Source organism: Neokomagataea anthophila (assembly GCF_018122595.1).
Lineage (GTDB): Bacteria > Pseudomonadota > Alphaproteobacteria > Acetobacterales > Acetobacteraceae > Gluconobacter > Gluconobacter anthophilus.
On sequence record NZ_JAGRQH010000010.1, the window covers coordinates 25,442 to 48,552 of the forward strand.

Genomic DNA, 23,111 nt, shown 5'->3' on the forward strand with positions numbered 1-23,111 from the left:
CTTATTAAGTCATTGTTTCTTGAAAAGAAAAATGAAGCGTGGGTACGGTTTACTGCATGTGACAGGGTGATAATTTATGTTTGGGAACAAAGCGTTTTCGCTATTAACGAAATATTTTCTGGCGCATCAGATTGATGATTGGGGTTGGAAAATTGGTGATTATACGTACGGAAAACCTGAAATTATTGAGGCGGGATATGCTCCTTTAGAAATAGGACGATTTTGTTCGATAGGCCCTGAAGTGCTTATTATTTTGGGTAACCATCGCGTTGATGCAGTCACGACATATCCATTTAAAACATTGAAACAGTTTTGGCCTGAAGCGGAAAATGCAACAGATGATCATGCTACCAAGGGGCGCGTGACGATTGGGCATGATGTGTGGATTGGTGCACGTGCTGTGATTATGTCGGGTGTTAATATTGGGTCTGGGGCTATCGTTGCTGCAGGTGCAATTGTGACGAGAGATGTACCGCCATATTCTATTGTTGGTGGAAACCCTGCGAAAGTAATCCGATATAGGTTTTCAGAAGATATGATTAAAAAATTATTGGGTATTGAATGGTGGTATTGGTCTGAAGATATTTTAAGAGAACGGCTTCCATTTGTGATGAACGACCAGGTTGAAAAATTTGTACAGAATTTTTCTCTCGATCAGTCATGATTTTTGTATCGATGTTTTAATGGTATTTTTCATGAGAGTGGGGTCGAAGGGCTTAGAGATATACTGTCCGGGTGGATAATATGTTTCTAGGTAGTGATTATTGGCATGACCTGAGCTAAAAATAATAGGTATGCCGCGTTGATGAAATACGCGTGCGAGGGGTAGAGCTTCGCCATCCGTGAGTTTGACGTCGAGAATGGCGCAATTGATGCTGTGCGTATCAATGCGCTCTAAAGCAGAGAGTGCTGCCTCGCATGATGAAAACGGACCGTAGCTTTTAATGTTAAGCTCCGCCAAGAGCATTTCGATTTCGAGTGAAATCAGTAGCTCATCTTCAACAAGGAAAACACATTTATTCATAGGTGTAACAGCGTTTGGGTAAGGTGAGGGTTTTGCTGAAAAGATGATTATTCGATGTTGTTTCGCTGGTCGCATTTAGTTGGCGGATGGAAATATCTTCTAGAATACGCCCAAAGCCTTTTTGCGGTTCGAAAGAGCGTTGTCGTTTTTTTTCTTCTGTCCATTCAAGGTACAAAAGGTCATTTTGTATGCGCCAAGTGACGGTGAGTTTACCTTTGGCATCGGAATCTAGGGCGCCATATTTTACGGCATTGGTAGACCACTCATGGAAAATGAGGGCTAATGAAGACAGGGCATCCTGATGTATCAAGATGGGGGGGCCGGAAAAAGATAAGTGAGCGAGGTCTTTATAGGGTGTTAAAATAGCAGATATGAGTTTGTCTAAGTGGGGCTTGTCATGATTGTCTGTTGTCGGTGTTGCTGCGTGGGCTGTGCCTAAGGCCACGATACGTTCACGCATACTCTTTGCGAAGAGTGGAACATTGTCGTGTCGTTGGGCGGCAATGGTGATCATGCTACCGATGATAGCAAATAGATTTTTGATGCGATGGTTCATTTCGCGAACCATGAGTTCACGCGTTTCGACCAGTATATGTTCTGGTGTTACATCAATAGAAACACCAATAAGTGTAACCGGTATCTGGTTGGCAATCAGGTGGCCATAACCGCGTATCCAGCGTGTTTCTCCACTGCGTAGAATAATACGAAAACTGCAGTCAAATTTTTCTATTCCTTTGAGCGCAAGATCAAGATTTTCCTGAAGAATACTTTGGTCCGATGGAAAGACGAGCGCGCCTGTTGTGGTGTTTGTACTGTGTGGGGAGATGGAGGCGCCATTCCCTACGTCAATAGTTGTTTGAGAGAGGGATGGACAATAACTCCAAATACCAATCTGTGCGGCTTTAATGGCAAGGTTTAATCGATCCCGTTCGGCGGAGAGTTGGCGCTCAAGGGAAAGAGCATCTGTAATATCTGTAAAGACGAGTGTGGCGCCGTTAATTGTGGCAATGTCGCTGTGGTATGGCAGAATGCGCAGGGCGTAAACGCGCAATTTATCACGTGTGGTGATACGTTTTTGGACGATGCTTCCGCTTTTGGCGACGTTCAGGGCATCAAGGTGATAGCTGTTTATGTCAAAGGGGCTGGCAACATCGGCGAGTGGACGACCCTTGTCAGTATTTTTTAGAGGAAATAAATGTGTTACAGCTTCTGTGAAGTTGCGGATGCAGGCTTTATTATCAATAACGATGACAGATAAGTTTGTTGATTCTAAGAAATTCTTCAGATCGTTATTTGATGTTGATAGTTGCCCTATTTTTATTTTTAGTTCGTCGTTAACGGTCGATAGCTCTTCGTTTGTCGATTGAAGCTCTTCGTTCATCGACATCATTTCTTCATTTGAGCTTTTTAATTCTTCGTTGGCTGTTTCGAGTTCCTCTGTAGCCATGCGAAGGCTGTATCGTGCGTGCCGTAATTCATTTTCTAACTGCTCGATATGATCGTGATTATTTTCAAATTCGTCAAAATCATCATCAAGGCGTGGCGTGGTGGAGGCCGCCTCCATAAAGATAATGAGAAGGGTCTCATTATCAATAGGGTCGCAGGCAATATCAACTGTGTGGATGATAAATTCAGTACGAATTTCAACCTTGCGTGCGATGACTTTGCGCATTTTAACGCGTGTTTCGCGGATAATTTGACCGAGTACGGTCCTTAGGTCAGGGCCTGATAGAGTAAAAATATTAGCACCATCAATATGGCTGACAGGAAAGTGAAAATATCGCCCTATCTTTCCAAAGGCAGATATTATTTCATTTTCTTTATTAATAACGGCTGTAGGAAAAGAATATTTCTCTAAAACTCGGTGTGATATATTTTTGTTATTGATGTTTTGAATTGGAATTTGTTTGTCAGGATTTTTTTCGATCCGGATTTTATTATAGTCAGTATTGGGAAGGGATAGGGGGTAGGTCTTGCTCTCAGGGGAGCGCAAAAAGATGCGTGCATGAAGGTCTATTGTTGAGAAATAGCCCTCAAAGCGCCCCATACTGTCGGATGGGCCAAGAAACAAAAAGCGGTCAGGTTTGGTTGCAAAGTGTAGTATCGGAGCGACGGATTTTTGTAGGGTATCGTTAAAGTAAATTAGAACATTACGGCATGATATCAGATCAACCTTAGAGAATGGTGGGTCTCGTAACAGGTTATGATTAGAAAAACGTACCATATTACGGATGTAAGACGTTACTTTGAATTTGTCCGATACGGGGGTGGTATATCGTTCTTTTAGGTGCTCAGGGATGTCGATTAAGGAGGCAAGGGGGTAAGTGCCTTCTCGAGCAATATTGAGCATATTATCATCAATATCAGAGGCAAATATTTGAACTGATATATGGTGCGTGAGGCCTGATAAGCGTACGGTTTCAGCGAAAAGCATGGCAATGCTATAGGCTTCTTCACCGCTTGAGCAGGCAGGCACCCAGATGCGTAGTTCATCATTGGGAAGGGCTTGATGTACGAGAGGTTCGATTACCTGTTCATGTAATTTTTTAAAGGCTTCGGGGTCGCGAAAGAATTTCGTCACGTTAATGAGAAAATCTTTGAAGAGGGCTTGGCCTTCTTTGGGGTCATTTTTGATCAATTCTAAGTATTTTTGTTCAGACTCTATCCCAACAATGTGCATACGTCGGGCTATGCGTCTTAGTAGAGTAGAGTGTTTGTAGCCCGAAAAATCATGCCCGACGACAGCGCGTAGCTCACGACATAATTCGTCCATCTGTTCATGAATGAATGTCATATTTGCGGTCAAAGGTGTTGCTGCAATGCGCTTAAGATATTTTTGGATGTTGGGGATAATGTCAGCGGGTGGATATATGAAATCAATAAGCCCAGTGCTAATCGCGGAAAGTGGCATGCTATCATAGCGTGCCGTTTCTGGAGTCTGCGCAATGCACAGGCCACCGTATTCCTTGACACTTTGAGTGCCTAAGGTGCCGTCGGCGCCGGTACCAGAAAGAACAACGCAGGCGGAATTATTTTTTTGGTCTGAGGCCAGGGAACGAAAAAAATCATCAATAGGTCGGCGCACGCCGCGCGGTTGTATGAAGTCTGTAAGTTCGAGTTTCCCTTTGGTGAGCAATAAGCCATGCCCTGGAGGGATGATATAGACGTGGTCAGGAAGAAGGGTTTCTCCGCCTTCACATTGTAGAACGGTTAGGCCGGTATGCCGGTCAAGAAGTTGTGCAAGTAGGCTGTGATAGTCAGGGTCTAAGTGTTGAACGATGACAAAGGCCATATTGGTTGGACATTGTGCTGTTGAAAACATGGACCGGAGAGCCTCGATCCCGCCAGCAGATGAACCAACTCCAACAATGAAGGGGGCGGCGTGTGGTGTGTCTGTCATGGTACGATCTATTGTATTAGAGGTGGGAGGCATCAATTTGGTCCAGCATGATTTTGGCTTGTGCGATGCTTGCGGCCGCATTCGCCACGACGGAAAGTGAGCCGGATAAAACGATCCTATTATTGCTCATGGTTTTTGGAATTTCAGAAAGTGTGGTTTCTAAAACGTGTTCGTACTGTGATAAAATATCAGGATACGTGTTGCTGATATCAAATTGAGATGCAAATAAATACTGTGTATTTTCGAGGCAGTCTTTTAATTTTGATATAAATAATAGATTAATAAATGGGGTGCCATCTTTTTTGAAATTTACGAGTGGTACGCGTATATTGTTAATATTTTTATTATAAATAAAATCACGAATACGCTGCCTGTTGTGCTTATTTTTTGAGTTATTTTGAAGTGCGCGGCAATTTTTTCCGTATAGGTCATTGCCATTATATCCAGTTAGTTCTTCGAATTTTTTATTAACGTAGATTAGGGGGTGGTCATATTTATTGTGCGCAATCGAGATCGCAATAGATGTATTGTCGCAGTATTGAGAAAGAAGTTGTGGAAGAGGCATTGGTGATCCGAAATGTAAAATTTCGGGCGATTATAATTAAAAAAACAATGTATTGAAAGTTTTTTATTTAAATGCGCATTCGACATGATTGGTATTTTTTGTGTGTATTCATGTCGAATGTCATAATATCTATTATATAGATATGTATTGTCTTTTTGCCCAAAGCAGTGATTCTGTTTTTGATGGGTGTATATTTATGTTTAATACTTCACCAAATACAACAGTATGTGTTCCTACGTCTTGTAGGTTGGAAACTGTACACTCAATAGAGACTAATGCATCTTCCAGGATGGGTTGTTTGTACTTTCCTGTGTGCCATGCTCCCAAGGAAAAGCGCTCTTCCATACTCACAGCGCTGGTTGCGAAATGGTTGGACAGAGTTTCATGGCCGTCAGACAAAATATTGACCGCAAATGTACCGTTTTTGAGTAACACCGGGTGGGTTTTTGTTTGTCGGTTGATGCACACCAATAAAGTTGGGGGCGTATCGGTCACGCTGGAAACAGCCGATGCCGTAAAGCCGTAACGACCGTGCTCCCCATCTGTCGTGATGATTGTCACGGCACTAGCCAGGCGCGCCATAGCGTCACGAAACATTTGCGTGTTGATTTGGGGTGAGGTGTTCATGCGGGTCCAGTCGGTTCGTATTCAAAGGGCTGTCAATATGCGTTTATCGTGGAAAGCCTCAAGGGTTTTGTGTGTTGAAAGATGTTTCGACGGGTAGATAGTGGCCTCTATCAGCTTAAAATCACATTATATAAATTGACATATTATAACATTTAGCTTTTTTTAAAACGCGATGGTTCTCCGTTCCGCGGGGATGAAAAGGGAATGCGGTGTGAGGCCGCAGCTGCCCCCGCAACTGTTTATGGCGAGAGGGTTGGTCAATGAGGCAGGTGCTTCAGTCACTGAAAGCTCAGAAGAGTTTTTGGGAAGGCGACCAATGTTTGGTGACCCATGAGCCAGGAGACCTGCCATCAAAAATGGTCACGGACGGCACCTAAGGGCGGGGTGTACTGAAGGCTGCATGAGGATCATGTGGGGTCGTAGTGATGCATTATGGAGAAGGTGTTTCGCACTTATGCGGAGTTATTGCATCCGGGCGTGTGTGCCTGTTGCGTTGTTGGGTTTGAGTGTCTCGAATGTTCATGCTGAGGATGAGCACATTGTAGCGCATGGGCAAGCCACAGCTTTACGGTCTACCCCAGTGATTGGTGGAAGGCTGGGGTTAACTGCTCAGCATAACCCTGCAACCATTAATATTATTACGCGTAGCTTGATGGAGTTACGGGGCATTGCTCACTCAGATGATGCTGCGGATAGTGCTCCGGGTGTGACGTCTGGTGGTTCGCCGGGGAATCCTGCGCAATTAATGATGCGCGGTTTTACTGGGGGGCAGGTTTTAGTGCTGCGTGATGGGATCTATTACGGTCCGACCACGATGGTGAACCGGCCTCTGAATACGTTTAATCTTGAAAACGTGCAGGTGCTGAAAGGCCCATCTTCTGTGTTGTACGGGCAGGGGGCAGTTGGTGGAACGGTTGATATACGGACCCGTGATCCAGCTTTTGATGCTGCTCATGCTAATGCGCTGGTGTCGTATGGTAGTTTTAATACATGGAATGCGGGTGTAGGCGGGTCCATTCCTCTGTCATCGACTTTTGCTGTGCGTGCTGACTTTAGCCGGACGTCTTCTGTGGGGTATGTGCAGGGGGCCAACCCCCACAGTAAGGATCTGACGGTGACGGCATTGTGGCGTCCTAATGCAGATTTTTCGGCTCGCTTGGGAGTTGATTATCTGACGGATCGTTTATCGACATATTACGGTGCGCCTTTAGTGCCTTTGCGGCAAACAGGCGATGCAGCCTCTGGTTTATTGACGTCGAGCCAAGGTCTGGGCCTGACTCGCAGTGAGTTGTGGAAGTATTATAACGTTTCTGATGCAAAAGCCGGGTCAGTGAATGCGACGCCAACGCTACATTTAGATTGGCAAGTGAACCCTCACTTTTCATTGCATAACAAAAGCTATGTTCTTTACGCTAAGCGTGACTGGAACAATGCTGAAACCTATAGTTTTATGGAGAATGCGTCTGCTGTGGACGCTGCCGGCCGGTCCATTGCGGCGGGGCGTATTGGTCGAGACCGTTTCTACGTGTACCAAAACCAGCATCAGGTTGGAGATACAGTACATGTTAGCTTTGATCACTCGGTATTCGGGATAAAAAACCGTTTGGTTCTTGGTGGGGATGCTTATTATTTGCGCTTTATTCGCAATAGGGGATTTCCTGATGCGGACTATGCTGACAGCGTGTCTATGACGGCGCCTCAGGGGGGTAATCTTGGACCATTTGAGGGAGAGTTACCGTACCGAAAGTCTCCGACTACGCTGACAGATGCGGCCGTTTTTTTAGAAGATGTCGTGACGGTTTGGGATCGCTTACGCATTGTCGGAGGGTATCGCTACGATTGGCTGCACTTAGATCGACAAAATTACAATCAAAATGGTGCGTTTAATGCCAAGAGCAGCTTTCAGGGTCGTTATAATCCCAGCAATTTCCGGATAGGCCCTGTTTATGACATCACGCCTACGGTGAGTGTGTATGGCGTCTTTAGTACGGCGGAAGACCCACCAGGTGCGAATTTATTCCTCGCTAATCGTGGCCAATTTTCTGCACTGTCACACACGATGCAGGGGGAGGTCGGTACGAAAGCTACGTTGTTGAATGGTCGTGCGACTACAACTTTGGCACTTTATAATATTGATCGGCGCCGCATTTTGGTGGCAACGGGCCCGGATAGCGTAGCGAATGCTGGGCGGCAGGTTTCTCGTGGTGTAGAATGGGATGGCAATCTTTCTCTGACGCATCATGTCAGCCTGTCTGGGAATGTAGCCTATACGGACTCGCATTTCGGATCTGGGTTTATGCCTTCAGCCGGTATGGATGCTTCTGGTAATCAAGCGCCTAATGTTCCGCGTGTAACGGCGAATATGTGGGGTGTATGGTCACGTGTTGGGGAATTGCCGCTCGATCTGGGAGCGGGGATGCGTTACGTGTCTGCGCGCCAAGGAGATTATGCCAACACAATTACGCTCCATGATTATGCCACAGTGAATGTTTTTGCGGGCTGGCATATGACGAAGAACGTTACGGTGTATGGGCGTATCGATAATATAGGCAATAAATATTATGTGCAGTGGGCTGATCCAAGCTATCCGGGCCAAGTCCTAATGGGGGCGCCACGCTCGTTCTCGATGAGCATACAGGCGGGTTTGTGACGACTGGTTTGTCCATTACGGGCCTGTCCTCTCGGAGGGCAGGTTTGGTGGATGTGTCGTGCTCGGTGCCAGCGGGAAGCTGTGCTGCTGTAATTGGGCCTAATGGTGCAGGAAAAACGACCTTATTACGGCTTTTGGCTGGATTGGACGTTCCACAAGCGGGCAATATCGTCTGGGGTGGAATTTCGGTGCAGAAGATGTGCTTGAAAGAGCGCGCGCAACGCATTGCTTATCTTTCACAGCACGAAGAGGCCGACCCTTCTTTTCCTGTAGAAGAGTATCTCCAGTTAGCGCGCCTGCCATTTGAGAAAAACACGGAGTTGGACCGTGCCAGTCTGGACGATGCGGTGGAGCGCTGTGGTGTACGGCCTTTTTTGCAGGCTCGGCTTGGGCAGTTGTCAGGTGGAGAGAGGCAGCGTGTCATGTTGGCGCGCTGTTTAGCGCAAACACCTGAGTTGTTGTTATTGGATGAGCCGACGAACCATTTAGATCTTGCCGCACGTGGCCAATTATTGCGTGTGGTGCGTGGTTTGCCATGTACCGTTGTGGCGGTTTTACATGACCTCTCTTTGGTGCCCGATTTTGCAGATCATGTGCTGGTGTTACAGCACGGGATGTTGGCTTTAGAGGGTAAGGCAGATGATGTACTGCTATCTGCGGAATGTAGAGCAATTTTTCACTTAAATATTCAGCGGGCTTTGCTGCCAGATGGGGCGCGTATTTTAACATTTCGGGCAGAAGCATGAAGTATTTCAGTTTGCTTTGGGTATGCTTCATTTTCTCGGTAGGGACTGTGCATGCATTCCCCGTGACGGTGAAAAGCTGTGGGGTTCCCGTCACCTTCATGGCCCCTCCGCAGCGTGCGGTGTTTCATGATGTGAATATGACGGAAATGGCTTTTGCCTTGCATCTGCAGGCTTTTATGCGTGGTGTAACCGGCATTACGGGGTGGAATAAAGAGACGGATGATTTTCGACGTGCGTTAGGTGATGTGCCGGAACTTGCGCCGCGTTACCCAACGTTAGAGCAGCTTATGGCGGCGCAGTCGGATCTTTTTGTTGCAGGGTGGAATTATGGCATGCGGGTTGGCGGGGATGTCACGCCGGAACGTTTGGCGAGTGAAGGTATTGCAAGTCTTGTACTGACGGAAAGTTGTCCGCGTGCAGGTGGGGCGCATCACCCGATCACTTTGGATGCGTTGTTGTATAATGATGAATACCGTTTGGGGGTTGTGTTCGGTAAAGAGCATGAGGCGCGTATTTTAATTGATGGGTGGAAAGCACGGATTTCCGCACTTGAAAAGTCTCTTTCTGGTATGCGGTCGGTGCCAGTTTTTTTGTATGATAGTGGCAGTGCAGAGCCTTTTACGGCTGGTCGTGATGCCTTGGTGACTGAATTGATACGCCTCGCTGGGGGGCGGAATATTTTCGATGATTTGCCGATTAATTGGGGAACGGCTTCTTGGGAAGAGGTGTCTGTTCGGCAGCCAGAAGTTGTGGTGGTGGTAGATTATGGGCATGGATCAGCGGAAGCCGTGGAAAGTTTGCGGCATCAAGCGTTGTTGGACGGGAGTTCAGCCATTATGCCGAAGCATATTGTCGTTTTGCATTATGACGAAGTGACGCCGGGGCCGAAGAATATTGATGCGGTTGAAGCACTGGCGCATTTTCTGCATCCAGATGCGAAATGGTAGGGTAGGCGTAATGAAGGCCCTGTGTCTTGGTTTATGTCTTGTGCTGGAGTTGGTGTGCGGCCTGATGTTTGGAACGGCACGCTTGACCTCTTCTCAAGTGATGCATGCGCTTTGGCTTGGACCGGGCGGGCATGATGTCGGGGGGCGGATCATATGGTCCGTCCGTTTGCCGCGTTGTCTTCTCGCGTTGGTTGCGGGGGGATGTTTTGCGCAAGGAGGAGCACTGCTGCAAATTGTAACGCGTAATGTTTTGGCTGATCCGTATCTATTTGGCTTATCGTCAGGTGCTGCGGCAGGGGCCGTCGCTGTTATTGTTTTTCTAGGTAATTTTGCAGGGATATGGACCCCGTTTTTGGGGGCAGGTTTCGGGGCTGTTCTTGCGACCTGCGTGTTCGGTTTATTATTGCTTGCCTCTCAAGGCGGTGAAAGAAAAAGCCATTTGGTTTTAGGCGGTCTGGCGATATCGTTCTTATTCTCAGCGCTTACAAATATTTTTATTGTTTTTGGAGACCGTAATACGGCGCAGTCTGTGCTGTTTTGGACGATGGGGAGTTTTGCTTCGGCGCAATGGCAGTTTATTCCTTTTGCACTTGTTGGGCTGTTTATATTATTGCTGTTTCGATCTATTTATAATCAGTCATTATACGCTTTGCTTGCAGGGGACGATACAGCTCGTTCGTTAGGTGTTGATGCACAGCGTCTGCGTAAACGGGCTATTTTTTGCTGTGCCATTGGGTGTGGTTTGAATGTTTGTGTGTGTGGTCCCGTGCCTTTTATTGGGCTTGTCGTTCCACATTTGGCGCGTTTTATGAACCCACGTGTGGACTCTGTAGGTTATTATAGTGCAGCTTTGGGAGCACTTTTAACGTTGGGTGCTGATATTGTAAGCCGCTCCATCATGCCAGCACAAGAACTGCCTGTTGGTGTTCTAATCTCTGTAATTGGAAGTGTTTTTCTTCTAATTTTTTTGAAAAAGTATAAATCAGCTTTTTGAAAAACACTTCCTCTGCACAGTGCGATGTGCAGAGGAAGTGTTCGCTTTAAATTTTGCGTTTCAGCGTCATGAGAGGCTCAAATGCAAACATGTCTGTAAAGCGGCAATAAAGCGGGGCTGGGAGATCGATATATGGAGAGCGTGCAGCTAAACGATTGCGCCACTCCATGCATGCTTTTTGGAAGGCGGCGGCGACGTCGTCCGGCATTGGGCGGAAAGGGTAGCCGAATGTGATGTGGAAGCGGAAGGTATCGAGGTTTGGTGTCATTAGACCCGTTGTGCGGGCAATATCATGGCGTAATTGATAAAGTGTGGTGCGTTCTGATGTGTCCGCAGGCAACAGAGGGATGATGGTAAGGCCTTTTGTTTCATCTGTATCAACGCGCATACGGATAGGGCTAGGGTAGGTGAAGCGTTGAGCCTGTAGGCGCTCAAGTAAGGTTTGTGTGATTTCTGCTATGGGGGCAGTGAGCGGTTTTCCCGCTGGCCACAGGTGAGCGGCGCGTCTTTGAGGGTCAGCACAGCCATAGATGGTCATATGATAGCTGGCCGGAGGGGTAGCGGCGACATAATCACGGAAGTGACGTGTGACTTCTGCGTTAATGTTTAGCATTTCTTGGAACGCAGGGCTGTTAAATGGCAGTGGGCAAATGATCGTATCCCCCGCCCAAGGAAGAACATTGCCAGTATCGCTGAATTTTCCGTCATTCTGTATGGGCGCATTTTTTGCGTATGACGGCATAGATAGGAGAGAAGTGCTGCACGCGGCTCCAAGGGTTTTGATCAGCATGCGGCGTTTGATTAAGTTATGATCGCTCATGAAGAATAGCTTTCAGATTATAATATGATGATTTTCTGGATATATTTTAATAATATATAAAAATATTATGTATGAAGTATTTCTGAATGTAATGTGAAGAATATATTTTCTATATTATGGGTGGGATGGAGCGGGTACATCCCACCCATAATGATTGTTATGCTAGGGGGAGGCCCTCAGAAATGCTTGTAAAACCGCCTTCTGTTGCTTCAATGCGTAGTTGCTTTAAAGGGGCATACGCATCGCAATGGTAGAATGACTGCGCTTGTTCTAGGCTAGGGAAAGAAATAACTACCAAAATATTTTTGGCTTTTCCTTCAACGGGAGAAAGTTTTTGGTCGGAGACCAGAGCTTGTCCGCCGTATTCCTTTACCAAGGGTAAGGCTTGTTGAACGTATTCGGACATTTTTTCGGGATTAATAACCGAAAAATTACCAATTAAATAAGCCGGTGGTACTGTGTTGGTCATCTTTTATATCCTATTTCGGCGCATTTATTTTTCGGCACCATTGCGGAACTGTAGGGTGACTTCTGCGACACGCTGCCCTAGATGTGCAGCCGTATCAAGGTCGCTTTTGATCGGTGAAAGATCTGGGGATTCACGGTTGGATTGAGCCATAGCACCTAACCATCCGCCGATACGGTTCATTTTATCATCGCCAATATTGGCAAAAAGATCGAGGCCGACCCAGATCATGCCATGTTGAGCGGCAAATAGAGCCATGGTGATGAGGGAGTTTAATTTATCGCCATGCATGGCACCGGAGTTCGTGAAACCTGCTGCGATTTTATTGCGCCATTTTTGGGGAACCCAAGCGACGCCTGTTGAGTCTTCCATGACTTTCTTGAGGCGTGCGCTAACAGTTCCATTATAAGTGGGGGAACCAAAAATTATGGCATCGCTTTGCTCCAGTGTCGCCCAAGGAATGTTACCGTCGGCCACTGGGATGAGGGTTGCCTGCGCTCCATCGACGCGTGACACGCCTTCGGCCACAGCTTGAGCTTGTTTGGCGGTGTGGCCAACGCCACTATCGAATAAGATGGCAATCTGCATGCGACGAAAACCTTCGAAAATTGTGCGCTGTTTTACGTCGACAGAATAATGTAGAAATTAATGATCTTGTGGTGATATTTTTTCTCAGTTTTGTATCTTTTAATTCTACATATGGAGGGGGTGTTGAGGGATAATTTTGATGGTGTCGCTATTTTTGTCGAAGTGGTAGAGGCCGGAGGATTCGCTAAAGCCGCAGAGCGTATCGCGTTAACTCGTTCTGCTGTTGGTAAAAGCATTGCGCGCTTGGAGGCTCGTTTAGGGGTACAGTTATTTCATCGTACGACGCGGAGTCATTGCCTTACGGAAGAAGGGCAAATTTATTATGAACACTGCCTGCGGGCTTTGGAAGAGTTAAGGCAGGCGACGCGTTTATTGGATACAGGCCAGCGTGAGGTACGAGGGCATTTGAAAATTGCTATGCCAACTTTATTTGGGCGCTATTGTGTAGAACCTATTTTAATAGAGTTGGCGCGTACCTATCCCTCGTTAGAGCTTGATCTCCGCTTTAGTGATCATGTGGTGGATATTATTGGGGAAGGGTTTGACCTAGCGGTTCGGCATCATGCTCTTGCTGAAAATAATCATTTACATGCACGAAAGTTGCTAAGGCAGACAAAGGTGGTTTGTGCGTCGCCATCCTATTTGGAGCAACGTGGTCCTTTAGAGTGCTTGTCTCAACTGTCAGATCACGAATCATTGGTTTATTGGCATCGTGATCATGTTTACCCATGGGTATTCCAAGATCGTTCTGGAGCAGAGATTATTCCAGAGTTACGTTGGCGTTTACGTTTTGATCATTACGAGGCCATTTTAGATGCAACTCTGAAGGGAATGGGGGTAGCGTATCTGCCGCATTGGTTGGCGCACTCTTATATTGCTTCTGGAGCATTGGTGCCCGTATTGGAGGGTTTTACATCAGGAGCATTTGATACATATGCCGTCTGGCCAAGTGTGCGGTATATGCCGATGCGATTGCGGGTTGTGATTGATGCGCTTGTACGTGAATTAAAACAGATCGAGGCATAGAAAAAGGCCGGTTTTACCCGGCCTTCATCAAGGTTAGAAATTTGCTGCGATGTTAAAGCCAAAAGAACGTCCAAGAATGGCGTTATAATAGCGTGTTGTGCTGAATTGATAAGGAAAAGGTGGTGAGGATCCTAAGACGTTATTCACCATGAAAGTCGCCGTATATTTTTTAGCGAATGTATACCCAACCGTCATGTTGAATAAGGCAAAGGATGGTGACTTAGGGTACTGAAAATAGTTACTTGATTGGTTCACGAGGTTGGAGGAACGTCCGTAATATTGTGTTTGCCACTGGAAGAAAGCATCTTTCCACATATAATTGAAGTTCGCAGTGAAATTGTCTGCGGGGTTTCCAGAGCCGCCGAATTGATACTGGGTTGATCCGCCGAGGATATAATAATTATTGAAATAATGCGTGTAGTTAACGCTTGTAGCGATTTCACCAGCATTATCACCCAACCCAATGCGCTGTAGTGGGAGTTGATAATTCAGGACAGCTTGTAGCAAACGGACTTTGCTGACGCCGACATTTTGATAGGTATCGGTAAAGCTCGTGATTTGATGGGTTGTTTTGTTACGTGTGAAGAGTTGGCAGTAGGAGTTGGTGGGGAAATCAGCAGAATCGTAGCAGGCATCCATATCGTATTGTACGCCCGGCTGCGTGATTTGGTTGTTGATACGGATATTCATGTAATCGGCTTGTAGGGTCAGGCCCGGAATCCAGCGAGGCGTAATAACCGCGCCGATGCTTTTGGCCGTGCCTTGTTCGTTGGTGAGGTGTGAGTTGCCACCACCGAGGCCTTTGACTGAGAAGTTTGAAATATTAGACAAGAAACCCTGAGGAACGCCTGCGACTGCGCAGTTATGCGCGCGCATGGCGGGGTTGGTGCCGCCATTGATGTAGTTGGTATCGCAGGGGTCATTGCCGCTTTCATAAGAAGCGCCCAAGGGCTGAACCAACTCTGCTACGCCTGGTGCGCGTAGAGAGCGCATGTAAGAGCCTCGTACGGCAATGTCTTTAGTGAAAGATAGGGTGCCGCCAGCAGCATACGTCCAGAAGGCGCCAGTGTAGCTGTTATCAATATAGCGCATCGAAGAGTTCGCTGAGGCATGGTAGATGAACGGGATATGCATGCTCGGTTTTACGAGCGGAATATCCGTTTCGGCAAAGGCCTCGTTGGTGTGATAGGCACCGGAAGAGGGGAGTACGGGGATAGAGATACCTTCGCCGGATTCCAAATAGGGGCCGGGATCGTATGAATTGCTTTCTCGGCGGTGTTCATATCCGGCAACAACCTGCCACTGGCCTGCAGGTAGTTGCATGACATTGCCTTTAATGTCAGCAACGAAATCGAGCATGGTATTCACGCTACGGTCTTTTGATTGCGTATCGATATAATCGACCGATTGCTGGCTAGCTTGATTGGTGCCGATGGGGTTGAAGGGGGCGCATGTGGCGCTAAATGACATTACGGACGCGCTGGTATATCCGGGCGAGCAGATCGCTTGCCCAGCAGCATTGGTGGTAACGTTGAGTGCATTATTCAGGTTTTGAATAAGTGGCTCATTTTGCATATCGACCATTGCATTACGGCCATATTGGAAGGTGGCTTCCCACTTCCAGTTGCGATGCAATGCGTCAAAGTTACCATCTAGTCCGGTCACAAAACGATAGAGTTCGTTTTGTGATTCATAACGACCATTCATGATTTGTGTGTTGGCATCAGCAACGTAAAATTGGTTGGTTGATGTGCCGCTCTGATTTAAAGCATTTTGGATGGTGCTTTGTTCTGTTGACGTTAGGAAGGGACTATTAATGCTAACGGGGAAGTTTCCGTTGACTTGGCCAGCATTGCCATATTGAGCGGTGGCCATGTAATAGCTGTTGGCCGGGTTAATGCTGTTGTAGCGCTCGTACCAAGTTTCCCAGTGAAAACGCAGATTATTGCTGAAATTATAATGCCCAAGTGTAACGAATGATACGCGTGTTACGTCAGACATCAGGTTGTTAAAGGCATTGCTTTTAAGGCCGTTACCGCCTGATGCGTTGTAGCCGTATGAATCGATAGAATTATAAGTCAGAGGAATCAGGCTTTTACCATCTTTGGAAAAAATAAGCGTTTGGCCCGCAGCATTTGTAATGCCGCTCTGGTTGCTGCCTTGAAAGGGAATGACATCGCTTGTATTCGGGATGCCGCTTTGGGTAAATAACAGGCTACGATATTGTGTCGAAAGTGCATTTTCGTAAGGTTTATTTGATACCGTTTCAAGCCAAGGTTGGTCCGCGCCGGAAAAATACCGGCTGTTGCCAGAAATAGAGTCATTATGCGTGTATTCAACGTCAACAACAATTCCACCGCGGTCATGGTCAAAGTGGCGGCCTGCTAAGAAGTCAACTTTATGGCTGAGGCCATCAAGCTGTTGGGTCCAACCTGCTTGCCCATCGACCTGAAGGCCTTGGAAGTCATTTTTCAAAATTAAATTAACGGTACCGGCAATGGCGTCTGAGCCGTATGTGGGGGCGCCGCCTGTTTTTACCACTTCGCTGCGATCCACGAGGCTATCTGGAATCTCGGTTAAATCTACAGCAGATCCGGAGACATTGCCGAACATTGATGCGCTCGAACCCGGAGTGAAGCGTAAACCGTTTACAACGGTCAGAGTATGTTCTGCCCCAAGATTGAAGAGGTTGGCGAAAGATTGGCCGCTACCCATGCCGTTGCCACTTTGATTGCCAATAGGGCTGGCAGCCGGAGCAAAAGCAGTGTCTTCGCGGAGGAGTGCGAGGGCAATGTTGGTGTAGCCGCGTCTACGAATCTGGTCAGAACTCAGCGTCGTGATGGGTTCGGCTTGATCGAGAGAGTTCTTGATCAAACGCGAGCCGGTCACGGTAATCTGCTCCACGCCGGATGGTGTAACGGTGGCGTTATTGAGCGTCTGCGCGACCGCAGTAGGGCTAGTGGTGCGCGCAGGCGTTATGGCTTGTGTTGATGTTGAACTTTCAGAAGAGGGTGGATTTGTGATGGGGGCTTTGGAAGAGGTTTTTTTGTGATGGTGTAGCGCTGCATGCTTTGGCGGTTTTGCGTGAGCGCTGAGGGGGAGAAGGGCTGCGGAAACACTGAGGGCTGTAGACCACAGAAAATACCTCTTTTTCATCGTTAAATACTCCATTTCAATCAACAAAACGATGACATAAAGTTGTAATTTTAAATAACAAAAAATACCAGTTTAAAGGGTTTTGTTCGATATCGCATCAAACTGTGTCTTTTGGGTAACTAATATGCGATACAGTAACAATACGATTTAGCAATAATTTTGGTGAAAAAAACTATATTCCATTTTATGAAATTATATTTTGGGAGGATAAATAATTTAGTTGCTATTTTTGTTTGGTATAAAGCGTCGAAAATAAATAGCCACACGATAAAAAGATCAAATTATACATGTGGCCATAATATTATATAAGATAATTAAGATTTTTTTCTGGAATTTGATAAGGTGAATCCAATTCCAACTAATACAAAACCACCCAGTTCAATCGCTTCAATACGCTCACCTAAAAGAAGTGTGGCGAATAGTGTGCCAAAAACGGGCATAAGATAGAAAAAGATACTAGCTTTTGCAGAGCCAATAAGTTGTACGCCGCGGTTGAACAGGAAAAAGGCCAAAAGGGAAGGGCCGATTGCTAGGTAAGTGATGGCACCAATATTAGGTAACGTCAGGTGCGGTAATCCTGAAGATGTAAAAAACTCCAGTGGTAGAAGAAGTAAAGTAGCGCAAAGGAAAGTCGCAAATAGAAAACTACTTGGGTGCAGAGGTGGTTTGCAACGCAACAACGCCGCGTAGGATGACTGACATAGCATGGCGAGGCCTGCGAGGATTGTGCCCATATTGAGGGCACCGCCCGTCGTGCCCGGCTTGCCGAGGATAACACATAAAACGCCAACGGCGGCGAAAGCCATGGCAATGAGTTGGCGCATTGTCGGGCGTTCGCCAAACAAAAGAAGACCAAACCCAAGAATACTGATGGGCATAGCGGATTGGATCAGTAACGCCGAGGTTGCTGTTGTTTGCCGTACTGCAAAATACGCCAATGTATTGCTACCAGCAATGCCGAGCAGTGATAGTAGTAATAAAATCGGCAAGTGCTTGCGGATGGTTGGGAAATCTTTTCTCAAATGCGGTAAGGCAAATGGGGTCACGAGGATTGTTGCGAGGACCCAGCGTAAAAAAGACAGCGTAACCGGTGTTAGGGACGCGGGAATAGCGCGTCCGAGAACAAAGTTACTGGCCCAGAAGCAGGTAGCCAGTGTGAGCAGAAGATATGGTGTGTTCCATATGCTGAAGCGGGATGATGAAGGGGTGCTCATGTGATGTTCTGCTCCATCAAAGCCTGTAAGGCTGCGCCAAAGCGTTGGACGTCTTCGTTACCAAAACCAGCGATATTGATGCGCCCAGAATGAGCCATGTAGATGGCATAATGTTCGCGCAGCCATGCCACTTGACTTGGGGTTAGGGGAAGGGTTGCAAACATGCCCTTGCCATGGGCGATGGGGGATAAATTGAGGGAGCCAATCATACCAAGCTGAGCCAGCTCTTGCCGTAGTGACAAAATGCGCGTGCGCATGAACTCTAATTCTTCGCGCCAGACATTGTGTAGTGCTGGGTCGGTCAGAATTAAACGAACGACAGCAGCGCCATGGTCGGGGGGCATAGACCAGTTGGTCCGTGCAAGATGCAGTAGGTTGGATATGGTGCAGTCTAGGCTCTCGGCGTCTGGTGCACTGACGTAAAGGGCGCCTGTTCGTTCACGGTAAAGGCCAAAATTTTTATCGCATGAATAGGCAAGTAGGCCGTAAGGAACAGCTGAAAGGACTGTACGTGCGCCTAAAGCATCGTCTTCCCATCCGTCGCCGAGGCCTTGATAGGCAATGTCGATCAGGGGCAGAAGTTGGCGGTGTGCAATGATGTCTGCAATCACACGCCAATCTTGACCTGCGGGGTCAATACCTAGTGGGTTGTGACAACAGCCATGGAGTAGGACGGCGTCACCAGCTTCAGCGGAGTTTAGGGCTTCTTTGAAGCGCTCGAGGTCAAAGCTCTGTGTATTTAGGTCAAAGCATGAGGCCGTAATAACGGACAGGCCAACTTCCTTAAAGATGGCGAGGTGGTTTGCCCATGTGGGGCTAGCCACGAGGATACGTTTTACACCGCTACGAATTAAGAGTTCACCAGCGAGGCGCAGCGCGCCTGTGCCCCCGGGAGTTTGTAAGCCATCGATGGCGCGTAATTTTTGGGTGTCACCAAACAATTGTTCTGCAATTGCGCTTACAAAACCTTTATCGCCTTCTGGGCCGAGATAGGATTTGCTGTCTTGTGTGGTGAGTAGCTTCTCTTCTGCTTGTTTGACGGCAGACATGACGGGGGTTGCGCCGTGTACGTCTCGAAAGACGCCGACGCCAAGATCGATCTTTTCAGCTCTTGGATCCGCTGCGTATGCCTTAATGAGGGCGAGGAGAGGATCGTTTGGCTGATGGGTTAGTGTTGAGAAGGGCATGCTCTCACTCCAGCAAAATGAACCGGAATGGTAATGCTTATTTTGTGCAATGTCCGTGTTCTTTGTGGCGTTTTGCATGGATGACTGCACGTTTTATGTGCTATTTTAGTCTAATGTGATTTTTTCATGCGGAAGAGCTGAGTGTTATGTTGGACCGTTTTGATGTGCTTATTCTGGAAATTTGGCAGCAGTGGGGCGATATCGGTCCGCAAGGAATGAGCGAGAAAGTACATTTATCGGCGTCTCAGTGTTCTCGCCGCATGCAGCGTTTACGCTCGGAAGGATATGTTCAGAATATAGCGGCTGTGTTGGACGCAGCTAAAATAGGAATTGGCGTGCATGCCTATATTCTACTGACGCTTCATTCACATAGTGCAGAGTGCCTGAGTAGATTTCGTCAGAAAATTATGGAGATGAATGAAGTGTCAGAGTGTCAAACATTAACCGGTGGATCAGATGTGATTCTGAAGGTTTCAACCTGCAACTTGGCAACGTTCAATCATTTTTTGAACCATGAACTTCTATCTATACCTGAAGTTTCAACGGCTCACTCAAGTATTGTTTTAGATAATATAAAAAGAACTACGAATTTTACTTTAAAATATTCCAATTGAGTTTTTAATTGATAATCATTTGCATGTAATTGCAAAAATAATACTTTACGAATTGAAAAAGGGTATGTTAGCTGACGGTCAGAAATGGAGAAGAATGATGACCGTTAAAGACCAAAAAGTTGTTGATTTCCTGAATGCGCAGCTAACGAATGAGCTGACGGCAATTAACCAATACTTCCTGCACGCTCGTACGCTGCGTCATTGGGGTGTGACGCATCTTGCGAAGAAGGAATATGACGAATCTATCGAAGAAATGCGTCATGCAGATTGGTTGATTGAGCGTATTCTGTTCCTCGGCGGTCTGCCAAATGTTCAGCGTTTGAACCAGATTTTGATCGGTGAGAGCGTTGAAGAAGTGCTCAAATGCGATCTGCAGCTTGAAAAGAAGGCGCTGGAAGATCTGCGCGACGGTATCGCATACTGTGAGAGCGTTCGTGACTACGTATCACGTGACTTGATGCTGAAGATCCTCATCAATGAGGAAGAGCATGAAGATTACATTGATCGTCAGTTTGACCTGATCAAGCAGGTCGGCATTGAGCGCTACATCCAAACCAACTCTGCACCAGCAACAGAGCAAGAGTAATCTTGTAGCACAATGTGCTTTTGGGAAAGGCGGGCTTAGGCTCGCCTTTTTTGTTTTTGGCTTGAAACGCCGCTTAACAGCTAGGCTGTAGGGTCAATGGTGAGGCGCTATGCTTTTGTAGGGCTTCTTTTAGTAGGCACACCATCCCTGGCACGCAATTGCCACACTGGGCGCGGCATTTGCGGGCAGTATAAATTTCAGACGGGCGTGACGCCCCTGATTGAATAGCGGCTTCAACGTCAAGATGAGAGAGGGCGTTGCATGAACAGACAATCATAACTGCCTGCAATCCTTTGGTGTTGCGAATGAGTTTCACTCTATATGAGGTGAGAATAATTCGCAAATGCAAATTTAACTGATATGAAATTTAATTTTTTGTGTCATTCGCGCTGAGCAGTGTTGACGCTCGAATTGCTGATTTTTGAAAAACTCCTTATGCCTCCACGCTCGTTTTTTGATCTAAGGGGCAGTTGTGAAATTTGTGCGGTGTCTATTCGTGGCTCTGGGGTGTTGGGTTTATTGGCCTGGGCTTGTCTCTGCTGCGTCATGCACGCAATTTTTTGCTGGGGGGCGTCCGCCAGTTATTTTGGCTGGAGCAATGTTCCATAGCGGTGTTGTGCTGTGTAATGACGAGTATGCTGTTCAAGCCTCACCAGAAACAAAAGGGCCGCTATGGTCAGCGGAAGATTTGACCGAAGAGAATGTTGAGATTGCACGCCAAACGCCGAGGTTAAATGATTTCCGACCGGATGATCGTTTGGCTATTTCTGCAGGTGCTGGGTTGCTAGATTATCGTGATGCTGGGTTTGATCGGGGGCATATGACGCCGAGTGGTGATGAGCCCGGCAGTGATGCACAGTCTCAATCTTTTCTACTGTCTAATATTGTACCACAAACGGCTGAGCTAAATCGGGGGCCGTGGGAGGGGGTAGAAAGTGCTGTGCGCGGTTGGGCGGAGCAAGAGGGGGAGCTCTTTGTCGTGACCGGGCCGGGCTATAATCCTGAGCATATGCCCGTCACGATTGGAGTGGGGCATATTCCTGTTCCAGATGTTACGTGGAAAGCGGTGTATGATCCCGCCGGGCCTGGAACGGGGGCATATGTCTGTACAAATACGTCAGCACCGCAGTGTAAGATAACGTCTGTTGCGATGTTGACAGCTTTAGTTGGTATTGACCCTTTTCCAGCACTGGCGCCGAATATAAAGGCAACGGTTTTTTCGATGCCACCTATTCGCCAAAGCCCTTATGCCATGGCGCATAGGCCGGATAGTCATAAATTACTCAAAGAATGGGGGACGCGGGCAGCGCAAAAGGCACTCAAGTCACTTTTGCATGCTTTGGTACCGCATTGATGGTGTGTAGTGAGGGAAGGTTCCGAATATGTGGGGCTTGGGGAGCGCTGATTGTTTGAATCTTGGACTATAGAGAGTCTTCTTTTTCTGATTGAAAAAGAAGACTTTTGAGTTTGGGGACACTGTTCTTACTAATGTGGGAAGTTAGGAGATATCATACCCGTTAGGGTGATCAACGCGCCAGCGTAAGGCGGTCTCGACGATAGTATCAATATCACCAAATTGTGGGTTCCAACCTGTTTCACGGCGAATGCGTGAAGAATCGGCTACGAGAACACTGGGATCACCTTCGCGGCGTGGGGCCCATTCCCAAGGGACATTACGCCCGGAAACGCGAGCAACACTCTGAATAACGTCTAAGTTACTAAAGCCTTGGCCATTGCCGAGGTTATAGGTCACCGAACGGTCATTTAGTTGATCAATAGCGCGGATATGGGCATCAGCGAGATCGGCAACGTGAATATAATCACGGATGCAGGTGCCATCAGAGGTTGGGTAGTCATTGCCGAACAGCTTTAGGGGCGGACGGCGGCCAAGCATCGCGTCAATAGTGAGTGGAATGAGGTGTGTTTCTGGGCGATGGTCTTCACCAAGGCGTCCCTGCAGGTCTGCGCCAGCAGCATTGAAATAGCGCAAGCAGGCGTGGCGCATACCGTGGATGCGGTCAGCCCAAAGGAGCGCGCGTTCAATGAAGAACTTGCTCTCACCATAGGGGGACCCGGGGTCGATAAGGGCGTCATCTGCGATTGGCGGTGGCCGGTCGTCACCGCCGAAGAGGGCAGCAGTGGAGGAAAATACAAAGCGTTTAACGCCGTATTTGGTGCAGGCTTCGATTAAGTTAAGTGATGTGAGCGTATTTTGGCGTAGATAATGGTACGGTTCTACCATTGAGGCGCCAACGAGAGAGAGGGCAGCAAAATGCAGCACCGCATTCCAGGGTCCTTGTGACACGATGCGTTCTACTTCTGCTGTATTGAGCAGATCAACTTGCTCAAATTGTGCGCCGGGGGGAACGGCCGCACGGTGGCCCGTGCTCAAATTATCGAGAATAACAACGTCATGGCCAGCATCTAGCAGGGTGAGCGCAACATGGCTTCCTACAAACCCGGCTCCACCCGTCACAAGATAACGCATGTTTGGATAGCTT

21 protein-coding genes and 1 riboswitch are annotated in these 23,111 nt (G+C 47.4%); of the genes, 9 read left to right on the forward strand and 12 right to left on the reverse strand.

Annotation, left to right across the window (positions count from 1 at the left end; translation table 11 throughout):
• Window positions 1–76 precede the first annotated feature (76 nt).
• Entirely contained in the window at window positions 77–664 is a 588-nt protein-coding gene (locus tag KB213_RS10895) for a CatB-related O-acetyltransferase (RefSeq protein ID WP_211683058.1), read from the forward strand.
• Here KB213_RS10895 and KB213_RS10900 read toward each other — a convergent pair.
• The 4 genes from KB213_RS10900 to KB213_RS10915 all read right to left on the reverse strand — a co-directional run bounded on the left by KB213_RS10900 (window position 659) and on the right by KB213_RS10915 (window position 5,616).
• Window positions 659–1,024, reverse strand: a complete 366-nt coding sequence (locus KB213_RS10900; RefSeq protein ID WP_211683060.1) for a response regulator — start codon at window positions 1,022–1,024, stop codon at window positions 659–661. The two genes, KB213_RS10895 and KB213_RS10900, sit on opposite strands and share 6 nt — an antisense overlap.
• On the reverse strand, window positions 1,017–4,424 hold the full coding sequence (locus KB213_RS10905) for a CheR family methyltransferase (RefSeq protein WP_211683062.1): 3,408 nt from the start codon (window positions 4,422–4,424) through the stop codon (window positions 1,017–1,019). Before KB213_RS10905 ends, KB213_RS10900 begins: the two co-directional genes overlap by 8 nt.
• Window positions 4,425–4,440: 16 nt before the next feature.
• Complete coding sequence (locus KB213_RS10910) at window positions 4,441–4,989, reverse strand: PAS domain-containing protein (protein WP_211683064.1); 549 nt, start codon at window positions 4,987–4,989, stop codon at window positions 4,441–4,443.
• A gap of 132 nt (window positions 4,990–5,121) precedes the next feature.
• Window positions 5,122–5,616, reverse strand: a complete 495-nt coding sequence (locus tag KB213_RS10915) for a flavin reductase (protein ID WP_211683066.1) — start codon at window positions 5,614–5,616, stop codon at window positions 5,122–5,124.
• 156 nt (window positions 5,617–5,772) lie between these two features.
• Window positions 5,773–5,982: riboswitch (cobalamin riboswitch) on the forward strand.
• 88 nt (window positions 5,983–6,070) lie between these two features.
• Between KB213_RS10915 and KB213_RS10920 the strand changes: the two genes are divergently transcribed.
• Genes KB213_RS10920 through KB213_RS10935 form a run of 4 tightly spaced genes read left to right on the forward strand, consistent with a single transcriptional unit; the run spans window position 6,071 to window position 10,953 of the window.
• Window positions 6,071–8,266 carry a TonB-dependent receptor gene (locus KB213_RS10920; protein ID WP_211683069.1) on the forward strand — a complete coding sequence of 732 codons (2,196 nt, stop codon included), beginning with the start codon at window positions 6,071–6,073 and terminating at the stop codon, window positions 8,264–8,266.
• On the forward strand, window positions 8,263–9,012 hold the full coding sequence (locus tag KB213_RS10925; protein WP_211683071.1) for an ABC transporter ATP-binding protein: 750 nt from the start codon (window positions 8,263–8,265) through the stop codon (window positions 9,010–9,012). The genes KB213_RS10920 and KB213_RS10925 overlap by 4 nt, the downstream gene beginning before the upstream one ends.
• Complete coding sequence (locus KB213_RS10930; RefSeq protein ID WP_211683073.1) at window positions 9,009–9,959, forward strand: ABC transporter substrate-binding protein; 951 nt, start codon at window positions 9,009–9,011, stop codon at window positions 9,957–9,959. The genes KB213_RS10925 and KB213_RS10930 overlap by 4 nt, the downstream gene beginning before the upstream one ends.
• Before the next feature lie 10 nt (window positions 9,960–9,969).
• On the forward strand, window positions 9,970–10,953 hold the full coding sequence (locus tag KB213_RS10935; RefSeq protein ID WP_211683076.1) for a FecCD family ABC transporter permease: 984 nt from the start codon (window positions 9,970–9,972) through the stop codon (window positions 10,951–10,953).
• A gap of 46 nt (window positions 10,954–10,999) precedes the next feature.
• Here the strand turns inward: KB213_RS10935 and KB213_RS10940 are convergent, their stop codons facing one another.
• From KB213_RS10940 to KB213_RS10950, 3 genes are all read right to left on the reverse strand, one after another.
• Window positions 11,000–11,773: a DUF1868 domain-containing protein gene (locus tag KB213_RS10940; protein ID WP_211683078.1), complete on the reverse strand. Its 774-nt coding sequence runs from the start codon at window positions 11,771–11,773 to the stop codon at window positions 11,000–11,002.
• Window positions 11,774–11,930: 157 nt separating this feature from the next.
• Window positions 11,931–12,242 carry a DUF1330 domain-containing protein gene (locus tag KB213_RS10945; protein ID WP_211683080.1) on the reverse strand — a complete coding sequence of 104 codons (312 nt, stop codon included), beginning with the start codon at window positions 12,240–12,242 and terminating at the stop codon, window positions 11,931–11,933.
• A gap of 24 nt (window positions 12,243–12,266) precedes the next feature.
• A complete protein-coding gene (locus KB213_RS10950) occupies window positions 12,267–12,827 on the reverse strand; it encodes a flavodoxin family protein (RefSeq protein ID WP_211683082.1) in 561 nt (186 codons plus the stop codon).
• A gap of 123 nt (window positions 12,828–12,950) precedes the next feature.
• Here KB213_RS10950 and KB213_RS10955 point away from each other — a divergent pair, with 123 nt between their 5' ends.
• Window positions 12,951–13,853 (forward strand): LysR family transcriptional regulator, encoded by a 903-nt coding sequence (locus KB213_RS10955; protein WP_211683084.1) that lies wholly within the window; start codon window positions 12,951–12,953, stop codon window positions 13,851–13,853.
• 33 nt (window positions 13,854–13,886) lie between these two features.
• Here the strand turns inward: KB213_RS10955 and KB213_RS10960 are convergent, their stop codons facing one another.
• The 3 genes from KB213_RS10960 to KB213_RS10970 form a co-directional block, all read right to left on the reverse strand.
• Window positions 13,887–17,009, reverse strand: coding sequence for a TonB-dependent receptor domain-containing protein (locus tag KB213_RS10960; RefSeq protein WP_211683086.1), 3,123 nt, complete (start codon window positions 17,007–17,009; stop codon window positions 13,887–13,889).
• 314 nt (window positions 17,010–17,323) lie between these two features.
• A complete protein-coding gene (locus KB213_RS10965) occupies window positions 17,324–18,223 on the reverse strand; it encodes a DMT family transporter (protein WP_211683088.1) in 900 nt (299 codons plus the stop codon).
• Window positions 18,220–19,410, reverse strand: coding sequence for an aromatic amino acid transaminase (locus KB213_RS10970; protein ID WP_211683090.1), 1,191 nt, complete (start codon window positions 19,408–19,410; stop codon window positions 18,220–18,222). Before KB213_RS10970 ends, KB213_RS10965 begins: the two co-directional genes overlap by 4 nt.
• A gap of 146 nt (window positions 19,411–19,556) precedes the next feature.
• On the opposite strand from KB213_RS10970, the gene KB213_RS10975 reads away from it, so the two are divergent.
• Entirely contained in the window at window positions 19,557–20,024 is a 468-nt protein-coding gene (locus KB213_RS10975; RefSeq protein WP_211683091.1) for an Lrp/AsnC family transcriptional regulator, read from the forward strand.
• Between the two features lie 97 nt (window positions 20,025–20,121).
• A complete protein-coding gene (gene bfr, locus KB213_RS10980) occupies window positions 20,122–20,610 on the forward strand; it encodes a bacterioferritin (RefSeq protein ID WP_211683143.1) in 489 nt (162 codons plus the stop codon).
• Between the two features lie 73 nt (window positions 20,611–20,683).
• Here bfr and KB213_RS10985 read toward each other — a convergent pair whose 3' ends face one another.
• Window positions 20,684–20,887, reverse strand: a complete 204-nt coding sequence (locus KB213_RS10985) for a (2Fe-2S)-binding protein (protein ID WP_211683093.1) — start codon at window positions 20,885–20,887, stop codon at window positions 20,684–20,686.
• Between the two features lie 195 nt (window positions 20,888–21,082).
• On the opposite strand from KB213_RS10985, the gene KB213_RS10990 reads away from it, so the two are divergent.
• The gene (locus tag KB213_RS10990) at window positions 21,083–21,964 is read left to right on the forward strand and encodes a DNA/RNA non-specific endonuclease (RefSeq protein ID WP_346266708.1); all 882 of its coding nucleotides are present in this window, start codon (window positions 21,083–21,085) and stop codon (window positions 21,962–21,964) included.
• Between the two features lie 144 nt (window positions 21,965–22,108).
• On the opposite strand, the gene galE is transcribed toward KB213_RS10990, so the two are convergent.
• Entirely contained in the window at window positions 22,109–23,098 is a 990-nt protein-coding gene (galE, locus tag KB213_RS10995; RefSeq protein ID WP_211683095.1) for a UDP-glucose 4-epimerase GalE, read from the reverse strand.
• Between the last annotated feature and the right edge of the window lie 13 nt (window positions 23,099–23,111).